This is a genomic window from Streptomyces sp. URMC 127 (genome assembly GCF_051386535.1).
Classification (GTDB): Bacteria; Actinomycetota; Actinomycetes; order Streptomycetales; family Streptomycetaceae; genus Streptomyces.
The window spans coordinates 1-15905 of the sequence record NZ_JBPQTW010000161.1; the positions used below are offsets into that span (position 1 = coordinate 1).

Below are 15905 nucleotides of genomic sequence, written 5' to 3' on the forward strand. Positions count from 1 at the left end.
CTCCCCGCCCACCCAGCCGGCCTTCTCCGTACGCCTGCTCGGCGCCGGCCAGGCCCTCGACCGGCACCGCGACGCCGCCGACGCGGCCGCGGCCGCCGCCGCGGCCGCCCGCACCCCCCGCATCGCCCCGGCCACCGCCTACGCCCTCGGCGTCCTCCACGCCGACCAGCGCCACGAGGTCGAGGCGGCCCGCTATGCCTTCGGCCGGACCTGGCAGCGGCTGACGACGGCGACGCCGTAAGACGCCGTAAGAGGCCGTAAGGCGGGGAGAGACACAGGGCCATGCGTGCGGCGTCGTCTTCCGGGACGACGTTGCTTCGGCCGCGCGGGGGAGCGGGACGGTCCCACGGTCTCTCCTCCTCCGCCCCGGCCGTCCCTAGGGTGAAACGCATGATCACGGAAGACCGGACGGCTGCGGCGCGACGTCGTACAGGGGTGTCTCCAGCGCCCAAGTGGGCGCGCGTCGCCGCGCGTCTGACGGTGGCCAGTACGGTGCCCTCCGGCCTGTGGCGGATCGCGCTGGCGGTCGGTGTTCCCCTGGGGGTCGGCGAGGAGGAGCTGCGGGAGGGCTACCACTCGCCCGGCTGGGGCACGGTGTACATGATCGGGCTGAGCGTGCTGGCGGAGGCCCTGGCGTTGCTGACCGTGGGCCTGGTGCGGCCCTGGGGCGAGGTCGTGCCGCGCTGGGTCCCCGTCCTCGGAGGCAAGGCCGTCCGGCCGGCGGCCGCAGTGGTCCCCGCGGCCGTCGGGGCGGGGCTGGTGACCCTGCTGTGGTGGTCACAACTGATCGTGCTGCTGTTCATCCCGCACGACCATCCCGCCCCTTACGGTGGCTACCGGGCCCTGATGCTGGCGTGCTACCTGCCCCTGCTGCTGTGGGGCCCTTTGCTGGCCGCCGTCACGGTCTCGTATCACCGGCGGCATCGCGCCCTTCGGCGGCCTTAGGCCTTAGGCCTTAGCTCTCGTCGCTCGCTTCGAGAAGCGTGGCGGGCAGGGCGGCGATCAGCTTCCTGTCCCGGGCGTGGGTGAGCTTGTTCCGCGCGTCGCCGGGGGTGAGCCAGATCAGGCGGCTGACTTCCCGGTTGGGTACGAACTCGCCGCCCGCCACCCGCGCGGCCCAGTAGCGGACTTCCTTCAGGCGTCCCCGCGCGTCGACGTACCGGGCGGTCGGCAACGCGGCTCCGAGGGTGCAGGCCATGCCGGTTTCCTCCAGCACTTCGCGCACGGCCCCGGTACGGGCGTCCTCGCCGCGCTTGAGCTTGCCTTTCGGGAGCGACCAGTCCGCCCACTTCGGCCGGTAGACCAAGGCGAGCTCGATGCCCTCACCGGTGGGGGAGCGGCGCCACAGGACGCATCCCGCGGCCCGGACCCTCGGCACCTCTTCCATGGCTCCCATCCTGCCCGCCCAGGCATGGCTCCCATCCTGCCCGCCCGGGGCACCGGCACTCCGGCCCGGCCGTCACCCTCGTGGCGCGAGGGACTCCCACGTCACCGTGACCTCTCCCTGCCGCCACCGCCGCAGCCCGTCCACCACGGGCCAGTCCGCCCGCAGCGCGGACACCGTACGGATCCACCGCTGCCGCGCGCTGAGCGCGGCGTAGGGCGCGGCCGCGGCCCAGGCGCGGTCGAAGTCGCGCAGGAACGCGTGCACCGGTTCGCCGGGGACATTGCGGTGGATGAGCGCCTTCGGAAGGCGTTCCGCCAGGTCGGAGGGGGTGTCCAGGGAGCCGAGCCGGGTCGCGAAGGTGACCGTGCGCGGGCCCTCGGGGCCGAGCGCGACCCACACGTGCCGCCGCCCTATCTCGTCGCACGTGCCTTCCACGAGCAGCCCGTCCGGCGCGAGCCGCGCCCGCAGCCGGTCCCAGACGGCGGCGACCTCGCCCTCGTCGTACTGGCGCAGGACGTTCGCCGCGCGTATCAGCGCCGGCCGCCGCCCGCCGTCGAGCGGTATCTCGAAGCCGCCGTGCCGGAAGGACAGGCCGTCCCGGGCGTACGGCTGGGCGCCCGCCACGCGCGCGGGCTCGATCTCCACGCCCACGACCGACGCGTCCCCGCGCACCGTACGCAGCCGCCCGAGCAGCTCGACCGCGGTCCACGGCGCGGCGCCGTAGCCGAGGTCGACGGCGACCGGGTCGGCGCTGCGGCGCAGCGCGGGCCCGTGGGCGTCGGCTATCCAGCGGTCCATGCGGCGCAGCCGGTTCGGATTGGTCGTACCCCGGGTCACCGCACCGACGGGGCGGCTGGGCTGAGCAGGGGAGCGCGGGGTGCGAACGGCCATGCCTTCGAGCGTAAGTGCTGCTCAGCGCGGGCGGCGCCGCGCGAGGGCGGGCAGGACGAGGGCTGGGTCACTCTTTGGCAAAGCGGAAATGCGGCTCCGGCCCCGTGGCGTTGCACCGTTGACAAGGTGACGCACGCCACCAGCACGACCGCGCGCTGCCACCACGACCGCACGCCCCACCCCTCACGCTGACGGAGGACACGCACGGTGAGCCAGTACGCATCCAGGCTCGGCGCCCGCCGCGGCCGCGCGCTCGGCACCCTCGCGGGCACCCCGCTGCGCCGCCTCGGCGCCCCCCGCAGGCCCCGCCGCATCGCGATGCTCAGCGTTCACACCTCGCCGCTCCACCAGCCCGGCACCGGCGACGCCGGCGGGATGAACGTCTACATCGTGGAGCTGGCCAAGCGGCTCGCCGCGATCAACATCGAGGTGGAGATCTTCACCCGCGCCACCACCGGCGCCCTCCCGCCCGCCGTCGAGCTGGCGCCCGGCGTCCTCGTCCGGCACATCGACGCGGGCCCGTACGAGGGGCTGGCCAAGGAGGAGCTGCCCGCGCAGCTGTGCGCCTTCACGCACGGCGTGATGCAGGCCTGGGCCGGGCACCGCCCCGGCCACTACGACCTCGTCCACTCCCACTACTGGCTCTCCGGCCACGTGGGCTGGCTCGCCGCCGAGCGCTGGGGCGTCCCCCTCGTGCACGCCATGCACACCATGGCCAAGGTCAAGAACGCCGCCCTCGCCGAGGGCGACACGCCCGAGCCCGACACGCGCGTCATCGGCGAGACCCAGATCGTGCGCGCCGCGGACCGGCTCATCGCCAACACCGACGGCGAGGCCGCCGAGCTCGTCCACCACTACGACGCCGACCCGGGGAAGGTCGCCGTCGTCCACCCGGGCGTCAACCTCGACCGCTTCACCCCGGCCGACGGGCGCGCCGCCGCCCGCGAGCGGCTCGGCCTGCCCGCCGACGCCCTCGTCCCGCTCTTCGCCGGCCGCATCCAGCCCCTCAAGGCCCCCGACATCCTGCTGCGCGCGGTCGCCGTCCTCCTCGACCAGCGGCCCGGACTGCGCGGCCGCATCGTCGTGCCCGTCGTCGGCGGCCCCAGCGGCAGCGGCCTCGCCAAGCCCGAGGGGCTGCAGAAGCTCGCCGCCCGGCTGGGCATCGCCGACGTCGTCCGCTTCCGCCCGCCGGTCGGCCAGGAACGGCTCGCCGACTGGTACCGGGCCGCGTCCGTCCTGGTCATGCCGTCCCACAGCGAGTCGTTCGGCCTGGTCGCCGCCGAGGCCCAGGCCTGCGGCACGCCCGTCCTCGCGGCGGCCGTCGGCGGCCTGCCGGTGGCCGTGCGGGACGGCGAGAGCGGCTTCCTCGTCGACGGCCACGACCCCGCCGACTACGCCGCCGTCCTGGGCCGCTTCGCCGACGAGCCGGGCCTGGCCGGGCGGATGGGCGAGGCCGCGGCCCGCCACGCGCGGCGCTTCGGCTGGGGCACGGCCGCGGCCGCCACGGCCGAGGTGTACACCGAGGCGATGGGCGAGCGGCGGCGTCGCCTACGCTCGTCGCATGTCTGACGCGAAATCCGTCATCGAGCAGACGTTCCACGAGGCCGGGCTCGAATGGGAGAACCCGGCCGACGGCACGTACGTGGTGAAGCTGCCCGGCACCCGCAAGCTCGCAACGACCGTCTCCCTGATCGTCGGCAAGCACTCGCTGTCCGTCAACGCCTTCGTCGTGCGCCGCCCCGACGAGAACCACGAGGCGGTGCACCGCTGGCTGCTGGAGCGCAACACCCGCCTGTACGGGCTGTCTTACGCGCTCGACCAGCTGGGTGACGTCTACCTCGTCGGCCGGCTGCCGCTGGCCGCGGTGACCCCGGACGAGATCGACCGGCTCCTCGGGACGGTGCTGGAGAACGCCGACGGCAGCTTCAACACGCTGCTGGAGATGGGCTTCGCGAGCGCCATCCGCAAGGAGTACGCGTGGCGGACGTCGCGCGGGGAGTCGACGCGGAACCTGGAGGCGTTCGCACGGCTGACGGCGGATCAGGAGGGGGACGGGGCGGCGGGGAAGGACTGACGTCACCGTCCGGATTCCGGGGAACTCTTTCCGCCGCAACGGCGCGTGACCCCGACGGCGGGGCCTGGCGGTGCCGTGCGTCGGCGGGCGTTCCCGTCCGTCCGGTGGCCCGGCGTACGATCTGCTCGCCGGAAGCTCCTCCCGCCGCAACGGCGCGTGACCCCGACGGCGGGGCCCGGCGGTGCCGGACCGCGCCGTGCGCCCGGTGAGGGCTACGCCGGCGACCCCGCCGGATCCGCGGCCGAAGGCCGTGCACCGGGCTCCTCGGGAGCCGCCCCCGAAGCCGCTCCGGGAGCTGCCCCCGTACCCGCTCCCGGAGCCGCCCCCTCCGTGGGAGCGGTGGTCGCGGCGGCCGCGCCGGTCGCCGCCGGCACACGCCCCATCAGCAGCCAGTACCCGGCCGCGGTCACCGTCCCCACCACCGCGCAGCCCGCCCACAGCGCATCCGCGCCGAACCGGTCGATGACGGTGCCGCCCGCCACGGGCGCGACCAGCGACGCCGTCGCCCACGACAGGGTGTACATGCCCTGGTAGCGGCCGCGCCCGTGCACCGGCGAGAGGCGGGCGACCAGGCTCATCTGGATGGGCGAGTTGATGATCTCCGCGAGCGTCCACACGCACACGGTCAGCATGTAGACCGCGAGCGAGCCGGCGAAGGCGGTGAGCCCGAAGCCGTAGCCGCCGAGGAGGGCCGCCAGGACCATCAGCAGCCGCTGGTCCCGGTGCTCGATGAAGCGGGTGACGGGGATCTGGACGGCGACGATCAGGACGCCGTTGACGGCGATCGCCATGCCGAAGTCCTTCGTGGAGAACCCGCCGTCCGCCATCGCGACCGGCAGGGCGACCTGGGACTGCAGGAAGACCACGGCGAGGAGGAAGGACAGGCCGACCACGGCCATGAAGCGCCCGTCGCGCAGCACGGTGCCCATGCTGACGTCCGGCTCGCCGCCCTTCGCGCCGCCGGCCGAGGCGCCCGCGGCGGCGTCCGGCCGCGACTCGGGCAGCTTCAGGAAGACCAGCACCGCGCAGAGCATCGTCATCGCGGCCTCGCCGATGAAGCCGATCAGGTAGCTGTACTCGGCGACGAAGCCCGCGGCGACCGAGGAGATCGCGAAGCCGAGGTTGATCGCCCAGTAGTTCAGGGCGAAGGCCCGCACCCGGTCCTCGGGCGCCACGATGTCCGCCATCATGGCCTGTACCGCGGGGCGCGAGGCGTTGCTGGCCATGCCGACGACGAACGCGACGACCGAGATGGCCACCGGATCGGTCATGAAGCCCAGCACCGCCACCGACACGGCGGTCGAGGCCTGGGCGATCAGCAGGGTGGGCCGGCGGCCGAGCCGGTCGGTCATCACGCCGGCGCCGATCGACGACACGACGCTGCCGAGGCCGAGCAGGGCGCCCACGAACCCGGCGAAGGAGGCGGAGTGCCCCTGGTCGGCCGTGAGGAACATGGCCAGGAAGATGGAGACGAAGGCTCCCAGCCGGTTGACGAGCGTGGAGGCCCACAGCCACCAGAAGGCCCGGGGCAAACCCGAGACACTCTCCTTCGCGGCTCGTCTGACGCTCGCGACGGACATTCCGGATCCCCCCATATGTAAGTATCGAACGCGCTAGGCGCAAGTTACACACAGCGGGGCCGCGGCTGCCATCGGATTGCCGTCCGCCGTCAATCGGCGGCCGCCCCGGCAGCGCGGGCGGCACCACCCACGCCGTCGATTACGCTCATGGGCATGGCCGACGCACCGTACAAGCTGATCCTCCTCCGCCACGGCGAGAGCGAGTGGAACGCCAAGAACCTGTTCACCGGCTGGGTGGACGTCAACCTGAACGAGAAGGGCGAGAAGGAGGCGGTCCGGGGCGGCGAGCTGCTCAAGGACGCCGGTCTGCTCCCCGACGTGGTCCACACCTCCCTGCAGAAGCGCGCCATCCGCACGGCGCAGCTCGCGCTGGAGGCCGCCGACCGCCACTGGATTCCGGTTCACCGCTCCTGGCGGCTGAACGAGCGCCACTACGGCGCCCTCCAGGGCAAGGACAAGGCCCAGACCCTGGCCGAGTTCGGCGAGGAGCAGTTCATGCTCTGGCGCCGCTCCTACGACACCCCGCCGCCCGCCCTCGAGGACGGCTCCGAGTTCTCCCAGAGCGAGGACCCGCGCTACGCCTCCATCCCGCCGGAGCTGCGCCCGCGCACCGAGTGCCTCAAGGACGTCGTCGTCCGCATGCTGCCGTACTGGTACGACGGCATCGTCCCGGACCTCCTCGCCGGCCGCACCGTCCTCGTCGCCGCGCACGGCAACTCGCTGCGCGCCCTGGTCAAGCACCTGGACGGCATCTCCGACGCCGACATCGCGGGCCTGAACATCCCGACCGGCATCCCGCTCTCCTACGAGCTGGACGCCGACTTCCGCCCCCTCGTCCCGGGCGGCACCTACCTCGACCCGGAGGCCGCCAAGGCCGCCATCGAGGCCGTGAAGAACCAGGGCAAGAAGAAGTGACCCCGGTCCCCTGACGGGGGACCGAAGGGTGGCAGGCCCCCCGCCGGCGTGGGAAAGCGCTGGTGGGGGGCCTCTTGTTGCGGCGAACGGGTCATGCGGTCACCGAATGGAGCAAGACGGATACGGTGCGGATGCGGCGGGCGGGGCTTGGGGTGAGCCTCGGAAGCAAGGAGGTAACACCATGCATTCAATCCGCTCCGCCATATGCGGTGCAGCCACCGTCGTCGCCGTCGTCGCGGCTCCCGTCGTCCCGGCCTACGCCCTCGGGAGCAGCCTCGCCCCGACGGCGGGCGAGGCGGCCGCCGTCCCGGCCACGGGCCACTGCGGCGACGACGACCACGGTCGCCACGACCACGGCGGCCATCACGACTGCGGCCGTCACGACCACGACGACTGGGGCGACCACGACCACGGGCGTGGCGACCACGACCACGGCCGTCACGACCACGACGGCTGGGGCGACCACGACGACGGCTGGGGTGACCACGACCACGGGCGCGGTGACCACCACGGTGACCACGACAAGGGTGACCACCACGGCGGCCACGACCACGGGCGCGGCGACCACGACAAGGGCGACCACGACCACGGTGACCACGACCACGGCCGTCCGCACCACTCCTCCCACGCGGGTGGTGGCGCCACGGCGCTCGCGGCCTCCTCGGAGTCGGCCGCTCCCGACGCCCCGGTGCTCGTCCTCGCCGGTACCGCGACCGCCGGCCTGATCGGCGGCATGGTCTGGTACCGCCGCCGCGCCGCCGGCGCCGTCAAGCGGTGACGGGGAGCGAACGGGCGTCATGTCAGAAGCGCGTGCAGGTGGCCGTAACCGCCTGCTGAGGTGGGTGGCCTGCGCAGCCCTGCTGCTGGCCCTGTGCCTGGTCGGCGACGACCACGCCGACGAACCGGAGACCCCGGCCCCCGTCCGCGGCGGCACCGCGGCCAAGAGCCACCCCCACGCGCACGGCCTGCCCCCGGCACACGATCCGTTGCCGGGGGCCGGCCCCCAGACCCTGGAGATCAAGGTCCTGGGGCTCAAGGCCCCCATCGAGAGCCACGGCCTCGACAAGCTCGGCGGCGTGGAGCTGCCGCCGTACGAGCGGGCCGACCGCGTCGCCTGGTACAAGGACGGCCCCTCGCCGGGCAGCGAGGGCCCCGCCGTCATCGTCGGCCACGTCGACACCGAGAAGGCTCCGGCCGTCTTCGCCGGGCTGAGCGTCCTCAAGCGCGGCGCGAAGATCCACGTCACCCGTACGGACGGGATCGTCGCCGAGTTCACCGTCGAGGACATCACGGTCGTCCCCAACGAGCCCTTCGACGCCGACAAGGTCTACGGGCCGCTCGACACCGACCGGGCCGAGCTCCGCCTGATCACCTGCGGCGGCGACTACGACCGCAAGAAGCACCTCTACAGCGCCAACGTCGTCGTCAGCTCCTACCTGACGGGCGTGGCGACGGTCCCGCAGCCGAAGCAACAGCCCCCGCAGCAGCAGACGCCTCAGCCTCAGCCACCTCAGCCTCAGCAGCCGCCGCCTCCGCAGCAGCAGCCCCCGCCGCAGCAGCCGCAGGCCCCGACGCAGGAACCGGCCCCCGCAGGCCCCGCCGGCCCCGGCGGCAACGACCCGGGCGAGAACGAAGCCGACCCCGAAGAGGAGTGAGGCGTACAGCGAGAGGACCCCCGGCCGGAGCACCGGCCGGGGGTCCTTCCCGTGAGTGACGTACGAAGCGAGGAGCCTAGCTGCAGCCGCCGCCGCACTGGCACGATCCGCCGGACTGGCAGCCGCAGCTGCAGCCGGGACCGCACGTGCAGTTCTGCGTCTGCGCGGGAGGGGTCTGGGTCATGTGCGGGTACCTCCTCGAAGGGTGGTTGCCTGCCCCCAGTCAATGGCCGCCCGTTCCGTCCGTCAATGCCCCTCGCGTACGTATGTACGGGCGCACATAGGGCGCGTGGAAGCACTCCGGAGGGACCGCGCGCCCGGCCTGTGGACTGCGCGCCCGGCCCACGGGCCGCGCGCCCGGTCCCGCGCGCCCCGGCTCAGGCGTCGCCGTCCCCGCCCGTCCGGCCCTCCGCCTGCGCCAGCTCGTCCGCGTGCTCGCCCGTGACCAGGTAGACCACCCGCTTCGCCACCGACACCGCATGGTCGGCGAACCGCTCGTAGTAGCGGCCCAGCAGCGTCACGTCGACCGCCGTCTCGATGCCGTGCCGCCAGCGGTCGTCCATCAGGTGCTGGAAGAGCGTGCGGTGCAGCAGGTCCATCGCGTCGTCGTCCTGCTCCAGCTGCAGCGCCAGGTCGACGTCCTTGGTGATGATCACCTCGCCGGCCTTGGCCATCAGCCGCTGCGCCAGCTGCCCCATCTCCAGGATGGTGGCGTGCAGGTCCCGCGGGACCGCCGTGTCCGGGAAGCGCAGCCGCGCCAGCTTGGCGACGTGCTGGGCGAGGTCGCCCGAGCGCTCCAGGTCGGCGCTCATGCGCAGCGAGGTGACGACGATCCGCAGGTCGGTGGCGACCGGCTGCTGCCGCGCGAGGAGCGCGACGGCCCGCTCCTCCAGGTCCCGCTGGAGGTCGTCCACCTTCGCGTCCGCGGCGATCACCGACTCCGCGAGCTTGAGGTCCGCGTCCAGGATCGCCGTCGTGGCGCGCCCGATCGCCGACCCGACGAGCCGGGCCATCTCCACCAGGCCCTCGCCGATCGAATCCAGCTCCTCGTGGTACGCGTCCCGCATTGCCTGACCTTCTCTCTGCCGAGTGAAACAGTGGGCCGAGCCGTGTGACCGCCCACGCTCCCACGTTCCGGCCGGAACGCGACGCCCGCGGCGCCCAGGAGTGAACCGGCACCGACGCCCAGGTGAACTCTCGGCAACGTGTGTTCGAGGTGGCCCCCATTTGGCTGTGGACGGTCCGCACCGCCCGCATAACCTGGACTCATGAACGTGGACGCGGCGGTCGCCGCAGCTGCAGCGCTCGCCGGGCTGTGCACCGGCGTGATCGCGATGCTCGCGTTCCGCTGGAGCGAGCGCGACCAGGCCCGCCCGACCCGCAGCTCCCTGCACACCGACGCCGTGCTCCCGCCCGGCGTCGACACCGTGCTGTCGGTGCTGCGCTCCTCGGCCGTGGTCCTGGACGAGGCCGACGCCGTGGTCAAGGCCAGCTCCGCCGCGTACGCCCTCGGGCTCGTCCGCGGCGGCAAGCTCGCCGTCGAGCCCATGCTGCAGATGGCCCGCGACACCCGGCGGGACGGCGAGATACGCCAGGTCGAGCTCGACCTGCCCCGGCGCGGCACCGGCCGCGGGGAGGCGCTGGCGGTCTCCGCCCGCGTCGCCCCGCTCGGTTCGCGCCTCGTCCTGCTGCTGGTGGAGGACCTCACCGAGGCCCGCCGCATCGAGGCCGTCCGCCGCGACTTCGTCGCCAACGTCAGCCACGAGCTCAAGACCCCCGTCGGCGCCCTGTCCCTCCTCTCCGAGGCCGTCATGGACGCCGCCGAGGACCCCGAAGCGGTCCACCGCTTCGCCGGCCGGATGCAGACGGAGGCCACCCGGCTCACCAACCTCGTCCAGGAGCTCATCGACCTCTCCCGGGTGCAGAACGACGACCCGCTGGAGGACTCCGAGCCCGTCAGCGTCGCCGAGCTCGTCGCCGAGGCCATCGACCGCTGCCGCCACCAGGCCTCCACCAAGCAGATCACCATGGCCTCCGGAGGCACCGCCGACCTGCACGTCTGGGGCAACCGCGGCCAGCTCGCCGCCGCCCTCGGCAACCTCGTCGAGAACGCCGTCAACTACAGCCCCGCCCGTACCCGCGTCGGCATCGCCGCCCGCCACGTCGCGGCACCCGGCGGCGCCCTGATCGAGATCGCCGTCACCGACCAGGGCATCGGCATCTCCGAGAAGGACCGCGAGCGGATCTTCGAGCGGTTCTACCGTGTCGACCCGGCCCGCTCCCGCGCCACCGGCGGGACCGGCCTCGGCCTCGCCATCGTCAAGCACGTGGCCGCCTCGCACGGCGGGGAGGTCACGGTCTGGAGCGCCGAGGGCCAGGGCTCCACGTTCACCCTCCGGCTTCCCGAGGCGGGCGCGGTCCGTGACCGCGACCGCAGTCCCCACCATCCCGTTGTCGAACACCTTCCCGCCCCGGAGGTCCTTCCGTGACCCGAGTGCTCGTCGTAGAGGACGAAGAGTCCTTCAGCGACGCGTTGTCCTACATGCTGCGCAAGGAGGGGTTCGAGGTCGCCGTCGCGGCCACGGGGCCCGACGGGCTGGACGAGTTCGAGCGCAACGGCGCCGACCTGGTCCTGCTCGACCTGATGCTGCCCGGCCTGCCCGGTACGGAGGTCTGCCGGCAGCTGCGCGGCCGCTCCAACGTCCCCGTGATCATGGTGACCGCCAAGGACAGCGAGATCGACAAGGTCGTCGGCCTGGAGATAGGGGCCGACGACTACGTCACCAAGCCCTTCTCCTCGCGCGAGCTCGTGGCCCGCATCAGAGCCGTGCTGCGCCGCCGCGGCGAGCCGGAGGAGGTCACACCGGCCGCCCTGGAGGCCGGCCCGGTCCGGATGGACGTCGACCGGCACGTCGTCACGGTCTCCGGCGCCAAGGTCGACCTCCCGCTGAAGGAGTTCGACCTCCTGGAGATGCTGCTGCGCAACGCGGGCCGCGTGCTCACGCGCATGCAGCTGATCGACCGCGTCTGGGGCGCGGACTACGTCGGCGACACCAAGACCCTCGACGTCCACGTCAAGCGGCTCCGCGCCAAGATCGAGCCGGACCCGGGCGCGCCGCGGTACCTGGTGACGGTCCGGGGCCTGGGCTACAAATTCGAGCCGTAGACGGCGTACGGGTCCGGTGACCGGCCGTTCCGCCGGACCCTCGCCGTCGTGGCGTCTCGCCGCGGCGGCGGGAGAAAGCGTGCTGCCGCAGCGGCGCGCAACCACGACGGCGCGGTCCGGCGGTGCCGTGCCCGGCTTCACCCGCATGAGCGAAGGGCCCGGAAGCGTGACGCTTCCGGGCCCTTCGTCATGGCCTGCTCAGTGACCGGCGTGCTGCTGCTGCGCGGCCTGCGACGGCGCGCCCGCCGCCGGGCTCGCGGCGCCGCTCGGCTTGCCCGCCGCGCCGGACGGCGTCCCCGCGCCCGCCGGGGCGGACGGCTCACCGCCCGGCTTGGCCGCGCCGGACGGCGACCCCGCCGGGGTGGGCGCGGCCTCCGCCGGGCCCCAGTCCTTGAAGTAGCTCGTCGCCGGGACGACGAACGCCCCGATCCGCACCTCGCCCGTCCTGCTGAAGTCGAACGCCAGGCCCTGCTGCTCGCCGTCCTTGATGGCCTCGCGGCCGTCCGGCAGGACCGCCGAGGCGTTGCCCTTGCCGCCCAGCAGCACCGAGCCGCCCGCCGGGACGACGATGTCGCCGGAGCCCTTGGCCGCGGTGAGCTTCACCTTGGCGCCGTTCTTGCCGGGCAGGGTGATCGCCCGGAGGGTCTGGTCCTTGTCGCCGTTGTTGAAGACCTGGCCGGTGATCACGGCGGGGCCCTTGGCCTTGAGGTCGGGCTGCGTGATCACGTTGACGTTCTGCAGCTTGATGTCGCCGACCGAGGTGGCGGCGTTGTCCGGCTTCACCTCCAGCGTCTGCGCGCTGTTGCCCGCCGCGCAGGCGGAGAGCGAGGCGATCGAGAGCACGAGGGCGGTGGCGGCGAGAGCGCCGCGTCGAAGGCTGCTGCTCACGGCGGCGGCATCTCCTTGGACGAGGTGAGAGGTGAGAGGTGTAAGAGGTGTGTCAGCGCGCTTAGGTTACCGACCCCCTCGGAGGCGGCCGCACCCGACCCGCCCCCATGGTCAACTTGAGGGAACCGCGGCCCCTGTCCGGCTCACGGCCGAATATCGACGGTGTGCGCCCCGCGCGGATGTCCGGCGGGCGCCGGTGCGCATTATCAGTACGGAATGCGCGGGCGCGCGGAAGGCCTTCCTGAATTGATCAAGTTCGCGGTGATCAATTCCGGATTCCGGTCGGTGAAGGCGGCCGGCGCCCCGAACGGAGTAGCGGAAGTCGGCCGAGCGGACCCCGGCAAAACGGGACGTTCGACCGCTCGCGAGCGGCTCTCCGCGCGTGTAACGTGCCCGTTTCGCCTTGCCCGAAGAACCGCTCCGACCTGCGAATACCCGCTTCCGGAACCCCTCCGCAGCACGTCCCGGTTGCTGTTGTCAAGCCCTGAGATATGCCCTGACCTGCGAAAACGCCATTCAGAACGGGGAGTTCCCGTGTTAGACTGGATAGCCACGGAAGGGGTACCTGTCACATGACGTTCAAGGTTGGCGACACCGTGGTCTATCCCCATCACGGGGCCGCGCTGATCGAGGCCATCGAAACTCGCCAGATCAAAGGCGTGGACAAGACCTACTTGGTGCTGAAGGTCGCCCAGGGTGACCTGACGGTTCGGGTGCCGGCGGACAATGCGGAGTTCGTCGGTGTGCGCGATGTGGTCGGCCAGGATGGGCTGGACCGGGTCTTCGAGGTGCTCCGCGCACCGTATGCGGAAGAGCCGACGAACTGGTCCCGCCGCTACAAGGCAAATCTCGAGAAGCTCGCCTCGGGCGACGTGATCAAGGTCGCCGAGGTCGTGCGCGACCTGTGGCGCCGTGAGCGCGAGCGCGGTCTGTCCGCCGGTGAGAAGCGCATGCTGGCCAAGGCGCGCCAGATCCTGGTGAGCGAGCTCGCCCTCGCGGAGAACACCAACGAGGACAAGGCCGAGGCCCTGCTCGACGAGGTCCTCGCGTCCTGAGTCCCTTAACGGCGACGGCCGGCGTGCGAGGTCCGCGACGTCCGCACCGTCCTCGCCTGCTCGGTGTGCCCTCGCGTCCCGACGCACAGGTGCCGGACGTGAAGACCGTACGCGACGAGAAGACCGTACGTACGGGATCGACGCCCATGGGATCGACCGCACGTAAAGAAGTGCCGCGGTGCCCGCGCGGTGACGCAAGTCATCCGCCGGGCGCTGCGGCATCTTCGGATGCGGATGCGGGCACGCACCGGGGCGCACTCGCCGTGCTGGAGTGCCGGGCCCGGGCAGCCGGCCCGCCCAGCTGTCACGGAAGGGGCTGGTCGGGGCTTGTTGCCCGGCACTCCCCAGGCCATACCCAATTCGGCCGAGGAAGCAAACCTGAACGCGAACGCAATGTCTGATCGAGCCCCTGCCGTCACTCCGTCGCGCACCGCCGCCGTGATCCCCGCGGCCGGCCGCGGTGTCCGGCTCGGCCCCGGCGCGCCCAAAGCCCTGCGCGCCCTGGGCGGCACGCCCATGCTCGTCCACGCCGTCCGGGCGATGGCCGCCTCGCGCGCCGTCTCCCTCGTCGTCGTGGTCGCCCCGCCGGACGGCGCCGCCGAGGTCCGCGCCCTCCTCGACGACCACCCCCTCACCGGCCACGACCGCGCCGAGGTCCTCGTCGTCCCCGGCGGCGGCACCCGCCAGGAGTCCGTCCGCCTCGGCCTCGCGGCCCTCCCGGCCGACGTCTCCACCGTCCTCGTGCACGACGCCGCGCGCCCCCTGGTGCCCGTCGACACCGTCGACGCCGTGATCGCCGCGGTCCGCGAGGGCGCGCCCGCCGTCGTCCCGGCGCTGCCGCTCGCCGACACCGTCAAGCAGGTCGCGCCGCGCGGCGGCGCCGCCGAGGGCGAGCCCGAGCTCGTCACCGGCACCCCCGAGCGGGCGCTGCTGCGCGCCGTGCAGACCCCCCAGGGCTTCGACCGGCGCACGCTGGACGCCGCCCACGAGAAGTTCGCCGACCTCGAAGGCGAGGGCGCCACGGACGACGCCGGCATGGTCGAGCGCCTCGGCGCCCCCGTCGTCCTCGTCCCCGGCCACGAGGAGGCCTTCAAGGTCACCCGGCCGCTCGACCTCGTCCTCGCCGAGGCCGTACTCGCCCGCAGGAGGGCCAACGATGGCTTCTAGCCCGCTCCCCGCCCTGCCCCAGGTGGGCATCGGCACCGACACGCACGCCTTCGAGGAGGGCCGCGAGCTGTGGTGCGGCGGCCTGCTGTGGCCCGGGGAGACCGGCCTCGCCGGCCACTCCGACGCCGACGTCGTCGCCCACGCCGCGTGCAACGCCCTCTTCTCCGCCGCCGGCCTCGGCGACCTCGGCGCCCACTTCGGCACCGGCCGCCCCGAGTGGGCCGGCGCCTCCGGGGTCACGCTGCTCACCGAGGCCGCCCGCATCGTGCGCGAGGCCGGCTTCGTCATCGGCAACGTCGCCGTCCAGGTCGTGGGCGTCCGCCCGCGGATCGGCAAGCGCCGCGAGGAGTCCCAGAAGGTCCTCTCCGAGGCCGTCGGAGCGCCGGTCACGGTCTCCGGCGCCACGACGGACGGCCTGGGCTTCCCGGGCCGCGAGGAGGGCCTCACGGCGGTGGCGACGGCGCTCGTCGCCCGCGCGGCGGGCTACTAGGCCGGCCCTTCCGGGCGCCGGGCCGGATCGCCGGGCCCGGTTCGCCAGATCGCCCGGTCTAGATCGACCCGACGACCTTCCGCGGCGTCACCCGTACGACCACCCGCTCCGCGTCGTCCTTCGCCGCCGGGTTGAAGTCCGCGTAGTCCTTCCCCGTGTACTTCCGCGAGAGCGCGTTGATCAGCTCTTGGCCGCCCTCCGTGGTGAGCGTGGCCGTCCCGCGGACCTCGGCGTAGGTGTACGGGGCGTTCGGCGGGTTGATCATCACCGTGATGCGCGGGTCCCGGCGCAGGTTCTTCTCCTTGCGCCGTCCGACGGTCGTGGAGATCAGCAGGTCGTCGCCGTCGTGCGTGAGCCAGGTGACCGTGAGCTGGGGGCTGCCGTCCGGCTGGACCGTGGCGACGGTCGCGAAGACGGGGGCGTCGTCGAGGAGCTTCTTCAGGTCGTCGGAGAGGGCGGCGGTCACGGCGGATCCTTCCCTGAGGGGCGTGCGCGTGTGCGATCGCGCTCACCGTATGCCGCCGGCGCGGGAAAGGGGCGCGTACAAGCCGGGACAAGCCGGAACGCGCCCGTACGGCTCAGGCCCGGCCGGCGCGCAGAAGCCGGAGGGGGGGGGGGGGGGGGGGGGGGGGGGGGG

General features: G+C 73.2%; 17 protein-coding genes and 1 pseudogene. 12 read left to right on the forward strand and 6 right to left on the reverse strand.

The window, feature by feature from the left end:
• Positions 1 to 241, forward strand: a pseudogene (locus tag ACSNOH_RS25640) (CHAD domain-containing protein); the annotation flags it as partial.
• 149 nt (positions 242 to 390) lie between these two features.
• Positions 391 to 945, forward strand: a complete 555-nt coding sequence (locus ACSNOH_RS25645) for a hypothetical protein (RefSeq protein WP_436723784.1) — start codon at positions 391 to 393, stop codon at positions 943 to 945.
• Positions 946 to 955: 10 nt separating this feature from the next.
• Here the strand turns inward: ACSNOH_RS25645 and ACSNOH_RS25650 are convergent, their stop codons facing one another.
• Together ACSNOH_RS25650 and ACSNOH_RS25655 are read right to left on the reverse strand one after the other, a co-directional pair.
• Positions 956 to 1387: an NUDIX hydrolase gene (locus tag ACSNOH_RS25650; RefSeq protein ID WP_436723785.1), complete on the reverse strand. Its 432-nt coding sequence runs from the start codon at positions 1385 to 1387 to the stop codon at positions 956 to 958.
• Positions 1388 to 1459: 72 nt separating this feature from the next.
• Positions 1460 to 2278, reverse strand: a complete 819-nt coding sequence (locus tag ACSNOH_RS25655) for a class I SAM-dependent methyltransferase (RefSeq protein ID WP_436723786.1) — start codon at positions 2276 to 2278, stop codon at positions 1460 to 1462.
• Positions 2279 to 2485: 207 nt separating this feature from the next.
• Between ACSNOH_RS25655 and mshA the strand changes: the two genes are divergently transcribed.
• Entirely contained in the window at positions 2486 to 3847 is a 1362-nt protein-coding gene (mshA, locus tag ACSNOH_RS25660; protein WP_436723787.1) for a D-inositol-3-phosphate glycosyltransferase, read from the forward strand.
• On the forward strand, positions 3840 to 4352 hold the full coding sequence (locus ACSNOH_RS25665) for a YbjN domain-containing protein (RefSeq protein WP_436723788.1): 513 nt from the start codon (positions 3840 to 3842) through the stop codon (positions 4350 to 4352). The genes mshA and ACSNOH_RS25665 overlap by 8 nt, the downstream gene beginning before the upstream one ends.
• A 212-nt stretch (positions 4353 to 4564) precedes the next feature.
• Here the strand turns inward: ACSNOH_RS25665 and ACSNOH_RS25670 are convergent, their stop codons facing one another.
• The gene (locus tag ACSNOH_RS25670; RefSeq protein WP_436723789.1) at positions 4565 to 5932 is read right to left on the reverse strand and encodes an MDR family MFS transporter; all 1368 of its coding nucleotides are present in this window, start codon (positions 5930 to 5932) and stop codon (positions 4565 to 4567) included.
• A gap of 153 nt (positions 5933 to 6085) precedes the next feature.
• Here ACSNOH_RS25670 and ACSNOH_RS25675 point away from each other — a divergent pair, with 153 nt between their 5' ends.
• From ACSNOH_RS25675 to ACSNOH_RS25685, 3 genes are all read left to right on the forward strand, one after another.
• Positions 6086 to 6847 (forward strand): phosphoglyceromutase, encoded by a 762-nt coding sequence (locus tag ACSNOH_RS25675; RefSeq protein ID WP_436723790.1) that lies wholly within the window; start codon positions 6086 to 6088, stop codon positions 6845 to 6847.
• Between the two features lie 181 nt (positions 6848 to 7028).
• Positions 7029 to 7625: a hypothetical protein gene (locus tag ACSNOH_RS25680; protein WP_436723791.1), complete on the forward strand. Its 597-nt coding sequence runs from the start codon at positions 7029 to 7031 to the stop codon at positions 7623 to 7625.
• 64 nt (positions 7626 to 7689) lie between these two features.
• Positions 7690 to 8502: a class F sortase gene (locus ACSNOH_RS25685; RefSeq protein WP_436723792.1), complete on the forward strand. Its 813-nt coding sequence runs from the start codon at positions 7690 to 7692 to the stop codon at positions 8500 to 8502.
• Positions 8503 to 8879: 377 nt separating this feature from the next.
• Here ACSNOH_RS25685 and phoU read toward each other — a convergent pair whose 3' ends face one another.
• Positions 8880 to 9569: a phosphate signaling complex protein PhoU gene (phoU, locus tag ACSNOH_RS25690; protein ID WP_436723793.1), complete on the reverse strand. Its 690-nt coding sequence runs from the start codon at positions 9567 to 9569 to the stop codon at positions 8880 to 8882.
• A 201-nt stretch (positions 9570 to 9770) separates the two neighbouring features.
• Between phoU and ACSNOH_RS25695 the strand changes: the two genes are divergently transcribed.
• Both ACSNOH_RS25695 and ACSNOH_RS25700 read left to right on the forward strand, forming a co-directional pair.
• Positions 9771 to 10991, forward strand: coding sequence for a sensor histidine kinase (locus ACSNOH_RS25695; protein ID WP_436723794.1), 1221 nt, complete (start codon positions 9771 to 9773; stop codon positions 10989 to 10991).
• Positions 10988 to 11668 (forward strand): response regulator transcription factor, encoded by a 681-nt coding sequence (locus ACSNOH_RS25700; protein WP_031183999.1) that lies wholly within the window; start codon positions 10988 to 10990, stop codon positions 11666 to 11668. Before ACSNOH_RS25695 ends, ACSNOH_RS25700 begins: the two co-directional genes overlap by 4 nt.
• Positions 11669 to 11866: 198 nt before the next feature.
• On the opposite strand, the gene ACSNOH_RS25705 is transcribed toward ACSNOH_RS25700, so the two are convergent.
• Entirely contained in the window at positions 11867 to 12556 is a 690-nt protein-coding gene (locus ACSNOH_RS25705) for a DUF461 domain-containing protein (RefSeq protein ID WP_436723795.1), read from the reverse strand.
• 572 nt (positions 12557 to 13128) lie between these two features.
• Here ACSNOH_RS25705 and ACSNOH_RS25710 point away from each other — a divergent pair.
• The 3 genes from ACSNOH_RS25710 (at position 13129) to ispF (ending at position 15268) form a co-directional block, all read left to right on the forward strand.
• Positions 13129 to 13611: a CarD family transcriptional regulator gene (locus ACSNOH_RS25710; protein ID WP_003953493.1), complete on the forward strand. Its 483-nt coding sequence runs from the start codon at positions 13129 to 13131 to the stop codon at positions 13609 to 13611.
• A 393-nt stretch (positions 13612 to 14004) separates the two neighbouring features.
• The gene (gene ispD / locus ACSNOH_RS25715) at positions 14005 to 14778 is read left to right on the forward strand and encodes a 2-C-methyl-D-erythritol 4-phosphate cytidylyltransferase (RefSeq protein ID WP_436723796.1); all 774 of its coding nucleotides are present in this window, start codon (positions 14005 to 14007) and stop codon (positions 14776 to 14778) included.
• Positions 14768 to 15268, forward strand: coding sequence for a 2-C-methyl-D-erythritol 2,4-cyclodiphosphate synthase (ispF, locus tag ACSNOH_RS25720; protein ID WP_120757063.1), 501 nt, complete (start codon positions 14768 to 14770; stop codon positions 15266 to 15268). The genes ispD and ispF overlap by 11 nt, the downstream gene beginning before the upstream one ends.
• Before the next feature lie 58 nt (positions 15269 to 15326).
• Here the strand turns inward: ispF and ACSNOH_RS25725 are convergent, their stop codons facing one another.
• Complete coding sequence (locus ACSNOH_RS25725) at positions 15327 to 15734, reverse strand: PPOX class F420-dependent oxidoreductase (protein WP_436723797.1); 408 nt, start codon at positions 15732 to 15734, stop codon at positions 15327 to 15329.
• Positions 15735 to 15905 lie beyond the last annotated feature (171 nt).

Bases quoted from the DNA above. Each gene is read 5' to 3' on its own strand.
- ACSNOH_RS25645 (WP_436723784.1), top strand. From the start codon at position 391: ATGATCACGGAAGACCGGACGGCTGCGGCGCGACGTCGTACAGGGGTG.
- ACSNOH_RS25650 (WP_436723785.1), bottom strand. From the start codon at position 1,387: ATGGAAGAGGTGCCGAGGGTCCGGGCCGCGGGATGCGTCCTGTGGCGC.
- ACSNOH_RS25655 (WP_436723786.1), bottom strand. From the start codon at position 2,278: ATGGCCGTTCGCACCCCGCGCTCCCCTGCTCAGCCCAGCCGCCCCGTC.
- ACSNOH_RS25665 (WP_436723788.1), top strand. From the start codon at position 3,840: ATGTCTGACGCGAAATCCGTCATCGAGCAGACGTTCCACGAGGCCGGG.
- ACSNOH_RS25670 (WP_436723789.1), bottom strand. From the start codon at position 5,932: ATGTCCGTCGCGAGCGTCAGACGAGCCGCGAAGGAGAGTGTCTCGGGT.
- ACSNOH_RS25675 (WP_436723790.1), top strand. From the start codon at position 6,086: ATGGCCGACGCACCGTACAAGCTGATCCTCCTCCGCCACGGCGAGAGC.
- ACSNOH_RS25680 (WP_436723791.1), top strand. From the start codon at position 7,029: ATGCATTCAATCCGCTCCGCCATATGCGGTGCAGCCACCGTCGTCGCC.
- phoU (WP_436723793.1), bottom strand. From the start codon at position 9,569: ATGCGGGACGCGTACCACGAGGAGCTGGATTCGATCGGCGAGGGCCTG.
- ACSNOH_RS25695 (WP_436723794.1), top strand. From the start codon at position 9,771: ATGAACGTGGACGCGGCGGTCGCCGCAGCTGCAGCGCTCGCCGGGCTG.
- ACSNOH_RS25710 (WP_003953493.1), top strand. From the start codon at position 13,129: ATGACGTTCAAGGTTGGCGACACCGTGGTCTATCCCCATCACGGGGCC.
- ispD (WP_436723796.1), top strand. From the start codon at position 14,005: ATGTCTGATCGAGCCCCTGCCGTCACTCCGTCGCGCACCGCCGCCGTG.
- ispF (WP_120757063.1), top strand. From the start codon at position 14,768: ATGGCTTCTAGCCCGCTCCCCGCCCTGCCCCAGGTGGGCATCGGCACC.